Origin of the sequence: Olivibacter sp. CPCC 100613 (assembly GCF_036959255.1) — a bacterium.
Classification (GTDB): domain Bacteria; phylum Bacteroidota; class Bacteroidia; order Sphingobacteriales; family Sphingobacteriaceae; genus Olivibacter.
This window is the reverse complement of record NZ_JAWMTI010000001.1, coordinates 763,106-775,624: the sequence shown is the minus strand read 5'-3', so window position 1 is coordinate 775,624 and position 12,519 is coordinate 763,106. Positions and strand designations below refer to the sequence as shown.

Sequence of the window (12,519 nt, the reverse complement as noted above, 5' to 3'; positions counted from 1 at the left end):
TCGTTATTTGTTATCCGTTATTAGTTCCTCGTAAGAATGGCAAATAACCAAGCACGAATAACCAGTAACTAAATTTACTCACTTCTCAAGGATTTAGTCGGGTTGGCCAAGGCTGCTTTGATGGCTTGAAAGCTAACCGTCAGTATAGCAATGACAATGGCAGCTAGTCCCGCGATAGCAAATACCCACCATTGGATTTCAATTCGATAGGCAAAATCCTGCAACCATTTGTTCATCGCCCACCAGGCTAAAGGTGAGGCGATGACAATGGCGACAAACACAAGTCTTAGAAAATCTTTTGTGAGCAATTGTAAGATACCCCGAACACTGGCACCGAGAACCTTACGGATCCCAATTTCTTTGGTTCGTTGTTCTGTAGTAAAGGCTGCTAAGCCAAAGAGCCCTAAACAGGCAATAAATATGGCCAACGAAGCAAAGCTGGTGAATATATTACCCGTACGTCTTACATCACTATACATGTTTGCATAACCCTCATCTAAAAAGGTATAGCGCATGGCTTGGTCCGGTGAAAATTTCTTCCATACAAGACCAATTGCTTGTACTGCTGTGCTCACATCTTTGCCGTTTATCTTGACGGCAAGCATGGTAGGGCTATTACTTAGTGCCATGCATAAGCCATCTACTTCGTCCTTAAGAGATTCAAAATTAAAGTCTTCTAATACACCAATAACAGTAAATACACGCCCATTGGTAATACGGGCACCTATTGGGTTTTTGAGTCCCAAATCGTTCGCTAACTTTTGATTAATAATTACTGATTGCGAGTCGGTAGCCATGTCTTTAGAAAAGTTCCTGCCAGCCCGCAACTTCATGCCCAAAGTAGAAAGGTAATTTTCATCAATTTCCCAAAATTGTCCACCAGTTCCGGCCTCTTCTGTGGTTTTTCCTTCTTTCCAAAAAGTGTTGCCGTTTCTTTTTACCCCTTCCATTCTTACGGGTAGAAAATCACTTACCGAAGCACTTTTCACTTGAGGTAATTTTTGAAGCTCTTCTTTTAGTACTTTTAGTTGATTACCAAGGGTGCTCGTGCCCTGCAATATCATCACCTGGTCTTTATCGAAACCTATTTTCTTATTGAGTATAAAATTCATTTGGTTGTTAATAATCAACGTGCCGATAATCAACATGATGGAAGTGACAAATTGGAAAACAACCAAACCATTTCTAAGAAAAGGATTCCTCGTACCATGGCTCAACTCCCCCTTTAGTACAGCAATAGGACGAAAGCCGGATAAGTAGAAGGAAGGATAAAGACCTGCAAGAAGGCCAACGAATAGGGCTGAACATAGAATAATGGGAAGTAACTGCCAACTGGACCACGGGAGGCCAAGCTCCTTTCCTGAGAGGGCGTTGAATAAAGGTAACAATAGCCAAGCAAGTAATAGACCGATTAGGAAAGATAATATACTATAAAGAGTAGATTCTGCTAAAAATTGGGTGATTAAACTGCTTCTATAAGAACCGACTACTTTGCGAAGACCCACTTCTTTTGCGCGCTTGGCTGATTTTGCCGTAGATAGATTGATAAAATTGATACAAGCGATCAGTAGAATAAAGGTAGCAATACCGCCAAACAACCATACAAACTTAATGTCGCCTCTTTGCATTTGGGGGTAATCTTGTATATCAGCAGAATAAAGATGGATATTTTTAACAGGTTGTAAGCTTAAGCGAAGATTTTTTTCCATTTCATTTGCGCGGACGTTCCCTGCCTGCTGCATATTAGGAATGACATACTTGCTAAGAATTTCTTTTGTTAACATCTTTTCAAATTGCGCAACATCAGTCCCTTTCCGTAGTTTAATATACGTCGGGTAATTAGTTGCTCCCCAATTGTCCTGCTCACCTGGATAAAACACTACGCCATTTAGAGTAAGTAGAAAGGTGAAAGGCTTTAAATGTGATGTGGAAGGGAGATCCTCTATCACCCCTTTTATGGTGTAAGGCTTGGATCTATCCCCATTTAAGTAAACAATTTTTCCGATGGGATTCTTTCCCGGGAAATATTTTTCTGCCTTACTTTTGGTCATGACCAAGGTATAGGGGGCTGCCAATGCCTCTGATCTCTTTCCGAAAGCCATAGGTAGCTGAAGCATATCCAATAACTCCTGATCCATATAGGTAAAACCTTCTTCATATATGCTTGTGGGATTATCGCTTATATTTACCTGATTACTCCCTGCTCCGTAAAATAAAGAGTTGGGAAGGATTCTTCCTGCCATTTCTACTTGCGGGAAATCCGCTTTTATCGCTTTACTTAATGGAGCTTGAAAAGATGTCCCTTTTAGTATTTTTCCATTGTTATTGAATCGGGCGATGATACGATAAATCCGCTCTCCATCCGGATAGCTTTTATCATAACTAACTTCATGAATAATGTATAGGGTAATCAGTATGCAGGCAGCGATGCTACACGCAAAGCCTCCAATTTTAATGGCAGCGTACATGCGATGCTTCCGTAGATTCCGCCACGCGATTTTCAGGTAATTTTGAAACATAATCGTTGTCTGTTGTCCGTTCTTAGTAAGGAATGGCGAATAGCCAATAACGAAGAACCTATCAAAATCTTGCTTTCACCTGATAGACCAAGAATACCGCCAAATGAAAAAATGGCTTTTAAATGTATTTGAGAAGGAATAGAAAAGAGGCGGTGTTCGATTTCGAACAGTTTACTGTCCAAAATCGAACAAATATAAGGAGGATCCGCTATGGAAGTGCGTTTTTATTTCTTGTCGGGCCGGTGACTTAAAAAACTTTCTTTCAGTTTTTCAGCGTCGATTTTAAAGTCCTCATCCAACCGGAAAAGCCAGGCGCGGTCATTCAAGAGCGGAACATGTTTTTTTGCTTCGGATAAATCAAAGGGTTTGATACGTTTCGTTAATTCTAAGGAAGGTTTGAGCGGTTGTAATGTAGCGGTGTGAAATAAGAATTTAAAATCAAACAACGGCCAGCTGCTGACCTCACTTATTTTATGGCTGTAAATCTTTTGTGTACTTTTCGGCGCAAGGATGCCGGCATATTCGCCCACAGCTTGCTTCGCTTTTTCCGTACTAAAGCTTACCAGTAAATCAAAAGAGGTTTCGTTTACTAAATTGAAAACGCCGATATTTTGTTTTTGATCGCCGGTAATGGCTAAATATATTCCTTCCGTTATAAAAGGACCGGAAGGGTTGCTCGGTTTTTTGGTATCCTCATCAAAGTCCAGGTCTTTTCTGTTTTGCTGACCATACACTCGTGTTATTTTAGTGGTTTGTACCGGGATTTCAAAACCATCCTCACCGGTGACACCTACGAGCTCATCACTGATAAGTTTGGTGATATGCCCTTCAAAGTCCTCTTCCACAAAGCGAACGAAGTCTCCTATCTTATATGTCATCTTCTGTTAATCGTTAATGTCAGTGTATTCAGCTTAGCAAGCCGATTTTATTTATATAGATTATTTATTTAATGCTGTTTTGTTGAAACAAGTAAACTGCGGACATCGACTTGTAAGGCTTCTGCAATTTCGAAAAGCGATTCTACTGTAGGTTGCATTTTATTTGTACTCCATTTAGAGACCGTGTTAATGTTTCTTTCCAGGGTTTCTGCAAGCCACTTGTTTGTTTTTCCTTGCTCTGCTAAAACAGCCTTAATGCGGTTGTATACTTTTTTGTCCATAAAAACTTTTTTCGACGCCTATTTATGTGCAATATAGCAAAATTTAGTAGTTAGCCATTAGGTATTAGCTGTTAGTTAAAATCTAAGAGCTGAAAGCTAGATACGGGCTAAAAAACTTCATCTAATCCTATCTGGAATCCGGAGAAACCCTTGCTCCGACCATAATCGATGGCGATATTGGTACCCGAACCTTTATTGAATTTAATCCGTAAACCTCCGCCGTAGGCCTGGTTCCAATCTCTAAAAATGTTGCTATTAGGACCTGAAACGGTATTTGCGTTGGTAAATAATACAAAGCCTAACAGTCCGTTATTGGTTATGTCGCGCCGATACTCGGCCTCCAGATAAAATAGATGTCTTCCCCGGAAACGATTTTGATCAAAACCTCTTCCCGACCGATTGTATACATCCCAACCAATGCTCGGCAAATCCAAGTAAGGTACTTTTTGATTTAAGACCGACCAGTAATAGCTCCATAAGCCAAGCATATTTTGCCTGTTGGCGTCTTCTGTAAAACGAATGTACTTTCGTAGATCGAGGTAAACAGAACTCCAAAAATGATCATTGCCAAGGAATTTCGGATTAATGCGGTATTGAAAGTAAGCGTAATAACCATCCAAGGGGTTGATGGAATTGGCGCGTGTGTCGTAAAGAAAATTAAAACTCAAGCCTGAGGATAAACTTCTGCCAAAATCATCGGTTCCATAAGGATAATTTACATAATCTTTTAATAGAACGCCCTCTTTGTCTGCATCGATATTTGTTCGATAATCCAGGTTATAGCCAAGGCCCGCAAAAAAATTCCGCTTAAATTTGCGTAATGCATGTTGGTAGAATCTGAAATAAGTATAGTCAACTAACATTTTATCCTCTTCGCTATGCTGCCGTCCTAAACCCCAGGTATATTGCGGATATTTCATCAAGCGCGTATCTCCGATAATTACCCACTCGTTATTCTTTAACCAAATATACGACCGGATTGGGAGACCAAAACGGCCGTTAAAGTTCGTGTACGGCGTAAAGGTGACACGTGACATATTGGTGCTTTGCCGATCACCGGTGTAAAAACCTGCTGTAGTAGAAGTAATCAAGGCCTGTCCACCACCCGGTACAGTAGTAGAAAAAGGAAGAAAAGAGAAGTAAAGCGATTTTCCACTACTGTCGGGGCCTTTTGGTGGTTCAATATTCAGAAAATCTTTTGCCAAGTCGATGAGGTCTCGCTGCTTGGTGGTATCCGCCTTGGATCGAGAAGGTTCCAACTCATACCCCGGACGCTGCGCAAAACTAAAATTGTTTAGTAGAATAAGAAAAAATGATAAAGAAATAAGTTTAAGGTAAAACACCCCGTTTTGGTCATGTAAATAACGTCTTCTCATGTATGCCTTTCCCATCTATAAATCATTAAGAGATGTGTGGTTCTTCATCCGTGACTTTCAAACATACTTTATTTTTAGTATATAAGAAAGCCGTTTAACAGTTTTCGTTCGTTGAATAAACGCACTTAATTACACCGTTAGCGTTGCAAACGGGACGTAGAAAAAACAGTGAAATGCAAAAAAAAGTTTAAAAGATAAGCATAAGTTGTTTCTTTTTGTGTTTAAATGCTTGATAATTAAGATAATAATTTGTCTGGCGAGCCAATTTATATGGCGATTACCCTTCGATAGGCGATTCTATAATTAAGTTTATGAGGAGCGCGTACATGCAATACAGCCTACAAACATCAATTCGTTGTGATTAAAACCCCTGTTTCCCGTGATGGAAGATCAAGCATGCAATATGTACTTTTGTGTCAAAAAAGAGGGCCATTTAGCGAGCTTAATAAAACTTAGTGCATAGTTAGCGGCGCTTGGCAGATAAGCTTCTTTATTATTAGACAGCTAATTTATTCTAATGAAAATACAGTTACCAAAATGTTCTTTTTTATTGTTGACCCTGTTAGCTATCGGGTTGACTGGATTCAACCGATTGCGGGCACAAGAAATAAAGAAAGTGAAAGCCTGGGTTGTTGGATACGATATAGCTTTTGATATGCCTAAGAAGGATTCGGAAAGTATGACCGAAGAAGAAAAGCAAATGATCGCGATGATGGAATTAGGGAAGGCCATGAGCGGCACAAAAGAAGGGGAACACCTGCTAAAGGCTTATGTGACAGAAAGTAAAATGCGAATCGAGCAGAAAGGAATTATTTCTTCGGTGCAGATCAGCAATCTGGAAGATAGTTCGTCCTATAACTTATATGCTGAAAGTAAAACAGCATCCCGCACTGCTATGGCAACAGCAAAAATTAATACAGAAATGGTCGGCGATAGTATGGTTGTTGTGAATGCGGCCGATGCAAAAGTCCGTTTGACAGATGAAATCGCTGAAATTGCAGGCTTTACCTGTAAGAAAGCATTACTGGGCATGACAGTTGGTGATGTGACGCAAGATATCACCATATGGTATGCAGAGAAATTACCAAAGCTCTTTTGGGGAGAATATAGTTATCTTGAGGATGTTCCGGGCATGGCCTTGAAAATATTCACCAATACAAATGGTATGGATGTAGGGATTAAAGCCACCTCTATTAAAGAAACACTGGTTGACGATACCTTATTTACGATACCGACGGATTATATCATTGAAGATTCATTTGATTTTTCGGATGATAGCGCCGTTGCGGTTGACAGCATCGTAGAAGAAAAAGAGGATTATGAGCTTGCCGAAGGATATCATTGGACTGATGATGGTGAGCTTTGGGGTGTGGAGGACGATGAAGGAAATGTAATCGTAGAACCTCGTTACCATGATCGCTATGGCTATAGTGCGGGTTTAGCACCGGTATCGCGCGATGGTTTATTCGGTGTCATTGATAAAAGTGGCCGGGAAATAATTCCCCTTACCTATGACGGAGCCTTTATTGCATCAGAGGATCGTATTTGGGCAATGAAAGATGGTTTGTATGCACTGATAGATACCACGAATAAGGTGATTACACCCCCAAGTTATCAAACAGGTTCGCTATTTGTTGATGGCGTTGCCTACGTGCAGAAAGGAGAAAAGTTTGGATTTGTAGATAAGAATGGGAAAGTGGTGGTCCCCTTTATTTACGATGAAGCTGAGATATTTTTAGATGGGACTGCACGTGTTAAGAAGGGGGAGGAAGAATTTTATATAGATAGTAAGGGACAAAGAGTTCAATTTTAGGTTTGGTTTTATGATGAATGGCCTCTTAGGAGGCCATTTTTTATGATTGATTATATATGTTGATCCAGAACGGCCAATATTTTACTTAAGTCTTTTTCGGTATTAAAAAAATGGAAACCGACGCGTACGCCCGAACCGCGGCGCATACAAACAATATTTGCTTCCTGGAGCCGCTTATGGGCATCATCGTCAATCGAGAGACTGAAAATGGAAGAATGTAGGGAGCGCTTCGCTACACTACCCGCTAAAAGGCCCCTATCGGAAAAAGCTGCTAGGGCTTTAAGTGATAAACTCCGAATGCTGTTCCCCATCGCCTGCTTTCCGATCTGGTTGAAATAGGTAATGGATTGTTGCAATGTACCGAATGATAGGGTGTCCTGATGCCCAGGCTCGAAGAGTAAAGACAACGGTGTTCTGCCTTGCAAGAATGGTTCTGTTGGAAGTGTCTGTCCAACAGTATTGAGGTATAGGCGGTCTGTAATACCCTCTCCTAATAAAACAAAACCATTGCCATATCCCGAAAGCATCCATTTGTAACCACTGGCCCCGAGGAAGTCTAAACCGGAACTTTTAAAGTCAAAACTTTCGGTCCCACAATATTGGGTACCATCGGCAACGAGTAAAAGTTGAGGATACTCAGCTTTTAACTTTTTTAAGAAATCAAGATCCAGCTTTATACCGCTTATATATTGAACCAAACTAAAAGCGAAAGCAGTGGGCTTAAATTCACGAATTTTTGTCAGTATCCGATCTTCCAAATTTTCGTCAACAGGTACCGTTTCCACCTTAAAACCCCGGCTTTTTACGGCGTAATTAACAGAGGGATAGTCTTCTTCCAACAACAAAAAGCGTTCAGAGGACGCTAGACGATCCAAAAAGGTATTCATGCCAAATGAAAAATTTGGGACTAAAAAAGTAGTTGCCGCATTCGCTTGAAAGAAAGCGGCCAGCTGCTCTCTCACCTGCTGAAGAAAATGTTCTTGGGTTATCCGAAACGTGCTTCCCTTTTGAAAATAATCTTCATCATGTTTTCTTCGCCAGTCTAAAATATCTTTTGATAAAATGCCGGTGCCCGGTGTATTTACGTAGGTAGCATGGGCTAACAGTGGAAATTGATCGTATATATCTGAGGTCATGATACCAAAATAACTAAATTCTCATTAATATGAAAGCTTCGCATTTGCTTTCTCATTTATATCTTGTGCCGCATAGGGGTTGAGGTATAGATCAAAATAATCGCTTATCTTTTGCATAAGATGAATCCGATCGTAGCCACGCACATTATGTTCATACCCAGGGTAGACAAAGTAATCGACTTGGGTTCTTGTCTTTATGGCTTCTTTAAGAAATTTTATCGAATGTTGCCATACCACCGTACTGTCGGATGTGCCATGAATAAGAAGCAATTTTCCTTTTAAAAGGGCCGTCTTCGATAGTAAATTGGCTTTTTCATAACCCGCGGGGTTTTCTGCCGGTGTATCCATATAGCGCTCTGTGTACATCACCTCATACAAGCGCCAATCTAATACCGGTCCGCCGGCCACTCCTACTTTAAATATGTCTGGTTTGCGCAGCATAAAGGATGTGGTCATGAAACCGCCAAAGCTCCAGCCGTGTATCCCCATTCGGTCGATGTCCACATAGGGCAGTGATTTCAGGTAGTTAACACCTTGCATTTGATCCTCCATTTCCACCGATCCAAGCTGTCTGAAGGTTGCCTGTTCAAACTTTAGGCCCCTGTTGCTACTCCCTCGGCCATCCATGGTGAAAACAAGGTAACCTCTTTGTGCCATGTATTCGTACCAAAGATTCCCACTGGCCGGAAAGCTATTAGCTAATAACTGTACATTCGGGCCGTTGTACAAGTAAACAATTACGGGATACTTATGAGAAGGATTGAAATTGGTAGGATAGATTAGTTTGCCGAATAGGGGTGTACCGTCATCTGCTTTTAACGTGATGTTCTCTACTTTTGGACGTAAATACGCGGAAAGTGGATTTTTGGAAGTCAATAGGTTTCTCTTCCAGTTTTTTTGCGTACCGTAGATATCGATGGTTCTTGGCGTCGTGCCATCGCTCCAACTGTCTAATATGTGCGTGCCATCGGTATTGACCTGGGCTTGATGAACTCCTGGCTTTGCATCCAATCGAGTCATTTTTCCTGTTTCCCAATGCACGGCATATACATGCTTTTCTAGGGGAGATTCTTTGGAACCGGTAATGTAAAGGGTTTTCTTATCCGCACTTTCTCCGATAATCTCATTAACGACCCAATTGCCTTTAGTGATTTGATTTAATTGCTTTCCTGTTCTATCGTAACGATATAGATGCATAAATCCATCACGTTGACTCCACCAAACAAATTGATCGTCTTTGTGGGGCAGAAAGTGTAGCTCATGTAGCGGTTGTACGTACTTTGGATCCTGCTCCTCGAAAAGTGTTTTTATAAAAAAACCATTCTCCGCGTCATATTGATTTAACCATAGGTGGTTTTGCTCACGGTTTAGAATAGCCACATAAATGAACTTTTCATCCGGGCTCCAGGTCACACAGGTAAGGTAATGGTCCTTGGGTTCACCTGTTTGTAAAAAGACTGTTTTTGCATTTTTGGGGTTATAAACGCCAAGGCTAACTTCATGGGAGGGGCGGCCTGCAAAAGGGTATTTAGTACCATGAACGCTTGCCGGTGTATTATCCCAATTGACGATGGGATAGCTTTCAACCATACGTTGATCCATCCGGTAAAAGGCAAGATAATTCCCTTTTGGCGAAAAGAAAATCCCTTTCTCAATGCCAAATTCCTGGCGGTGGACCGACTGGCCGTTTACAATATCCGGATTAGCGTCCTGTGTTAGCGATTGTATTTTTCCGTTTGTGTCAATCAAAAACAAATTGTTACCCTGCGTATAAGCTAATTGTTTATTCACGCTGTCTACGACAATATTGGCCGCATTTTCGGGTAATGTATGCCAAGGTAAAACCTCCCAATCTGTCGCCTTTTGATGCGCTATGAAATAGCGATTTTGCACCTCGAAGTACATCGTTTGCTTATCCAGCCAGTGGATTTCGGGAAAAGTATTTAACCTTATATCGGAGCCAAGAAGTTTCTGAATATCGCTTAGGTGTAACAGCGTGTCAACAGCTAGGCTTGGAACATGCTTACGGATCAATACATCTTCATCTAGAACCTTAACAGTATGAACGAAAGCGGTTTCATGAGGAACCCAACTGAGTTGCGCCAGGTTTTCTTGTGCAAGATTGGCATAAAGCCCAATGGCAGCTTCATCGATGCTAAAGCGCTTCTGTTGCGCATAAATAGTGTGAACACCTAATGCTAAAGCTAGCAAGAGTATGTTTCTTTTCATGTGTGAACGGTTAAATTGTTTTCGCTGTGTAAATATGTAGCAAACATAGCTATTTATTTAAAAATGCTTCGTACGAATTGAAGGAGAATATACTAACTTTGCAATGTGTATTTTAGACACTAAGTAACTTATGAACAAAAACTTACTTCCACTAACTTTAGGAGGCTTAGGTATCGGAATAACCGAATTCGTTATGATGGGACTGCTTCCGGATATTGCGAAGGATTTAACGGTTTCTATTCCAAAGGCAGGGCACCTTATATCCGCATATGCCTTGGGCGTAGTCATCGGAGCTCCTTTACTGGTAGCTATTGCAGGTAAATATCCTCCCAAAAATATATTGATCGCATTAATGGTAATGTTTACGGCTTTTAACGCCTTTTCTGCCTTTGCTCCGGATTTCAATACCTTATTTATTGCCCGTTTACTTTCCGGTTTGCCCCATGGAGCTTTCTTTGGTGTAGGGTCGGTTGTTGCAAGCCGTATAGCGAAGAAAGGAAAAGAAGCGCAGGCAGTTTCCCTGATGTTTTTGGGTTTGACCATTGCCAATATTGCAGGCGTTCCTTTGGGAACCTATATTGGCCATCACTTCTCCTGGCGTTTTTCTTTTGCCATTGTGGTAGCTGTAGGATTAATAACGGTTTTTAGTTTAAAGGCCTTATTACCGGCTTTGTCAGCTAACGCAGACCGAAACTTAAGAAATGAACTCGGATTCTTCAAGAAAACAGAAGCTTGGCTCATTATATTGATGATATCGATTGGCACCGGAGGCTTGTTTTGCTGGTACAGTTATATCGCACCGATGATGACAAGTGTTGCTGGTTTTTCAGCCGACGCGGTAACCTATATTTTAGTGTTGGCAGGTGTTGGAATGATGGTTGGAAATCTTTTAGGAGGCTTTTTGGCCGACCGTTTCTCGCCAGGAAAGGCTTCGGCTGCTTTGTTGATCTTAATGGCTGTTACCTTGATTGTTGTACATTTTGTTTCTTTTAACCAGATTACGGCGTTAATTATGACTTTTATAACCGGAGCTGTGGCCTTTGCCCTAGCAGCACCGATTCAAATGCTGATGATCAATACGGCTAAAGGTGCGGAGATGATTGCCGCATCTGTTAGCCAGGCAAGCTTTAACATCGGAAATGCTTTAGGTGCATTCTTGGGGGGGCTACCTTTGGTCTATCATTTCGATTATACCTGGCCCGCAGTAGTTGGTGCAGCGATGGCCTTTTTTGGTGCATTCTTCGCCTTTGCCTTCAATAAGAGAAAGGCAGCTGCCGGTAATCCAAAGTCTGTGGAAGAAGTAATGATATGCGAGGGGGCCGCATGCGATTGTATTTGAGGGCTTAAACAATTATCTTTGCCCTTTGTTATAGCAACACCCGCTAATGAAAGCGGATGTTTTGAAATACCAATTTAGATGACCGATACAATAGGATGGATAGGCTTGGGCAATATGGGAATTCCCATGGCAAAAAATTTGCTGGAAGCAGGTTATACGCTCAATGTATATAATCGAACAGCGTCGAAGGCGGAAAGCTTAGTCAATCAGGGTGCTGCTTTAGCAAATAGTATACAAGATTTGTGTGCGGAAAGTGATGTTGTTATAACCATGTTATCAGACGACCAAGCGGTAAAGGGTTTATTTCTGGGCGAGGGGGGCCTACTTAATTGTCCGGTTGATGGTAAACTTATTATAAATATGAGCACCGTTGCTCCAAAAACTTCTTATGAGTTGGAGGAAATGTGCAAGGCCGTCGGAGCCAGGTTTCTGGAGGCTCCAGTTTCAGGGAGTGTTAAACCTGCCGAGGATGGTGCCTTAATAATTCTTGCAGGTGGCGATGAGGATAATTTTCGTGCCGCGCAACCTTTATTTGAGAAATTGGGGAAATTGTCGTTCTGGTTGGGCAGTGTAGGGGCAGGATCATCGGCGAAATTAGCAATCAATTACTTTTTGGCACTTACGTTGGAGGGATTGGCTGAAACCGTTTTATTTGCGAAGAAGAACGGAATCAAGGCCGATGATATGCTGCGAATTGTAAACGAAGGAGCTTGTGGAAGTCCGCTCACAAAATTAAAAACGAGTGCCATTGTGGCGGGAGACTTCCCGGCTGCATTTGCGCTGAAACATATGGTGAAAGATCTCCGTTTGGCTCGCGAGCAGGGGATTGATTTTCCCTTGGCCCAACCGCTAGCGGAAACCTATAAAAAGGCAATGGATAAAGGTTTGGGAGAAGAGGATGTGATGGCAATTATAACTTACCTGGAAACGCTATAGGTCAACGAAGAT

General features: G+C 41.5%; 9 protein-coding genes. 3 read left to right on the top strand and 6 right to left on the bottom strand.

Annotation, left to right across the window (positions count from 1 at the left end; genetic code table 11):
* Nucleotides 1-74: 74 nt before the first annotated feature.
* The 4 genes from RYH73_RS02970 to RYH73_RS02955 form a co-directional block, all read right to left on the bottom strand.
* Nucleotides 75-2,519, bottom strand: coding sequence for an ABC transporter permease (locus RYH73_RS02970; protein WP_335311774.1), 2,445 nt, complete (start codon nucleotides 2,517-2,519; stop codon nucleotides 75-77).
* Nucleotides 2,520-2,743: 224 nt separating this feature from the next.
* Complete coding sequence (locus RYH73_RS02965) at nucleotides 2,744-3,397, bottom strand: hypothetical protein (protein ID WP_335311773.1); 654 nt, start codon at nucleotides 3,395-3,397, stop codon at nucleotides 2,744-2,746.
* A gap of 68 nt (nucleotides 3,398-3,465) precedes the next feature.
* Nucleotides 3,466-3,678, bottom strand: coding sequence for a helix-turn-helix transcriptional regulator (locus tag RYH73_RS02960; RefSeq protein ID WP_335311772.1), 213 nt, complete (start codon nucleotides 3,676-3,678; stop codon nucleotides 3,466-3,468).
* Nucleotides 3,679-3,785: 107 nt separating this feature from the next.
* Entirely contained in the window at nucleotides 3,786-5,069 is a 1,284-nt protein-coding gene (locus RYH73_RS02955) for a BamA/TamA family outer membrane protein (RefSeq protein ID WP_335311771.1), read from the bottom strand.
* A gap of 502 nt (nucleotides 5,070-5,571) precedes the next feature.
* Between RYH73_RS02955 and RYH73_RS02950 the strand changes: the two genes are divergently transcribed.
* Complete coding sequence (locus tag RYH73_RS02950; RefSeq protein ID WP_335311770.1) at nucleotides 5,572-6,867, top strand: WG repeat-containing protein; 1,296 nt, start codon at nucleotides 5,572-5,574, stop codon at nucleotides 6,865-6,867.
* Nucleotides 6,868-6,917: 50 nt separating this feature from the next.
* Here the strand turns inward: RYH73_RS02950 and RYH73_RS02945 are convergent, their stop codons facing one another.
* Nucleotides 6,918-8,003 carry an aminotransferase class V-fold PLP-dependent enzyme gene (locus RYH73_RS02945; protein ID WP_335311769.1) on the bottom strand — a complete coding sequence of 362 codons (1,086 nt, stop codon included), beginning with the start codon at nucleotides 8,001-8,003 and terminating at the stop codon, nucleotides 6,918-6,920.
* A gap of 24 nt (nucleotides 8,004-8,027) precedes the next feature.
* On the bottom strand, nucleotides 8,028-10,232 hold the full coding sequence (locus RYH73_RS02940) for a S9 family peptidase (protein ID WP_335311768.1): 2,205 nt from the start codon (nucleotides 10,230-10,232) through the stop codon (nucleotides 8,028-8,030).
* 130 nt (nucleotides 10,233-10,362) lie between these two features.
* On the opposite strand from RYH73_RS02940, the gene RYH73_RS02935 reads away from it, so the two are divergent.
* Nucleotides 10,363-11,571, top strand: a complete 1,209-nt coding sequence (locus tag RYH73_RS02935) for an MFS transporter (protein WP_335311767.1) — start codon at nucleotides 10,363-10,365, stop codon at nucleotides 11,569-11,571.
* A gap of 78 nt (nucleotides 11,572-11,649) precedes the next feature.
* Entirely contained in the window at nucleotides 11,650-12,507 is an 858-nt protein-coding gene (locus tag RYH73_RS02930; protein ID WP_335311766.1) for an NAD(P)-dependent oxidoreductase, read from the top strand.
* The last annotated feature ends 12 nt before the right edge of the window (nucleotides 12,508-12,519 follow it).

Excerpts from the sequence above, each read along its gene's own strand:
- RYH73_RS02935 (WP_335311767.1), top strand. The coding sequence starts at position 10,363 with ATGAACAAAAACTTACTTCCACTAACTTTAGGAGGCTTAGGTATCGGA.
- RYH73_RS02940 (WP_335311768.1), bottom strand. The coding sequence starts at position 10,232 with ATGAAAAGAAACATACTCTTGCTAGCTTTAGCATTAGGTGTTCACACT.
- RYH73_RS02945 (WP_335311769.1), bottom strand. The coding sequence starts at position 8,003 with ATGACCTCAGATATATACGATCAATTTCCACTGTTAGCCCATGCTACC.
- RYH73_RS02930 (WP_335311766.1), top strand. The coding sequence starts at position 11,650 with ATGACCGATACAATAGGATGGATAGGCTTGGGCAATATGGGAATTCCC.
- RYH73_RS02970 (WP_335311774.1), bottom strand. The coding sequence starts at position 2,519 with ATGTTTCAAAATTACCTGAAAATCGCGTGGCGGAATCTACGGAAGCAT.
- RYH73_RS02950 (WP_335311770.1), top strand. The coding sequence starts at position 5,572 with ATGAAAATACAGTTACCAAAATGTTCTTTTTTATTGTTGACCCTGTTA.
- RYH73_RS02965 (WP_335311773.1), bottom strand. The coding sequence starts at position 3,397 with ATGACATATAAGATAGGAGACTTCGTTCGCTTTGTGGAAGAGGACTTT.
- RYH73_RS02960 (WP_335311772.1), bottom strand. The coding sequence starts at position 3,678 with ATGGACAAAAAAGTATACAACCGCATTAAGGCTGTTTTAGCAGAGCAA.
- RYH73_RS02955 (WP_335311771.1), bottom strand. The coding sequence starts at position 5,069 with ATGGGAAAGGCATACATGAGAAGACGTTATTTACATGACCAAAACGGG.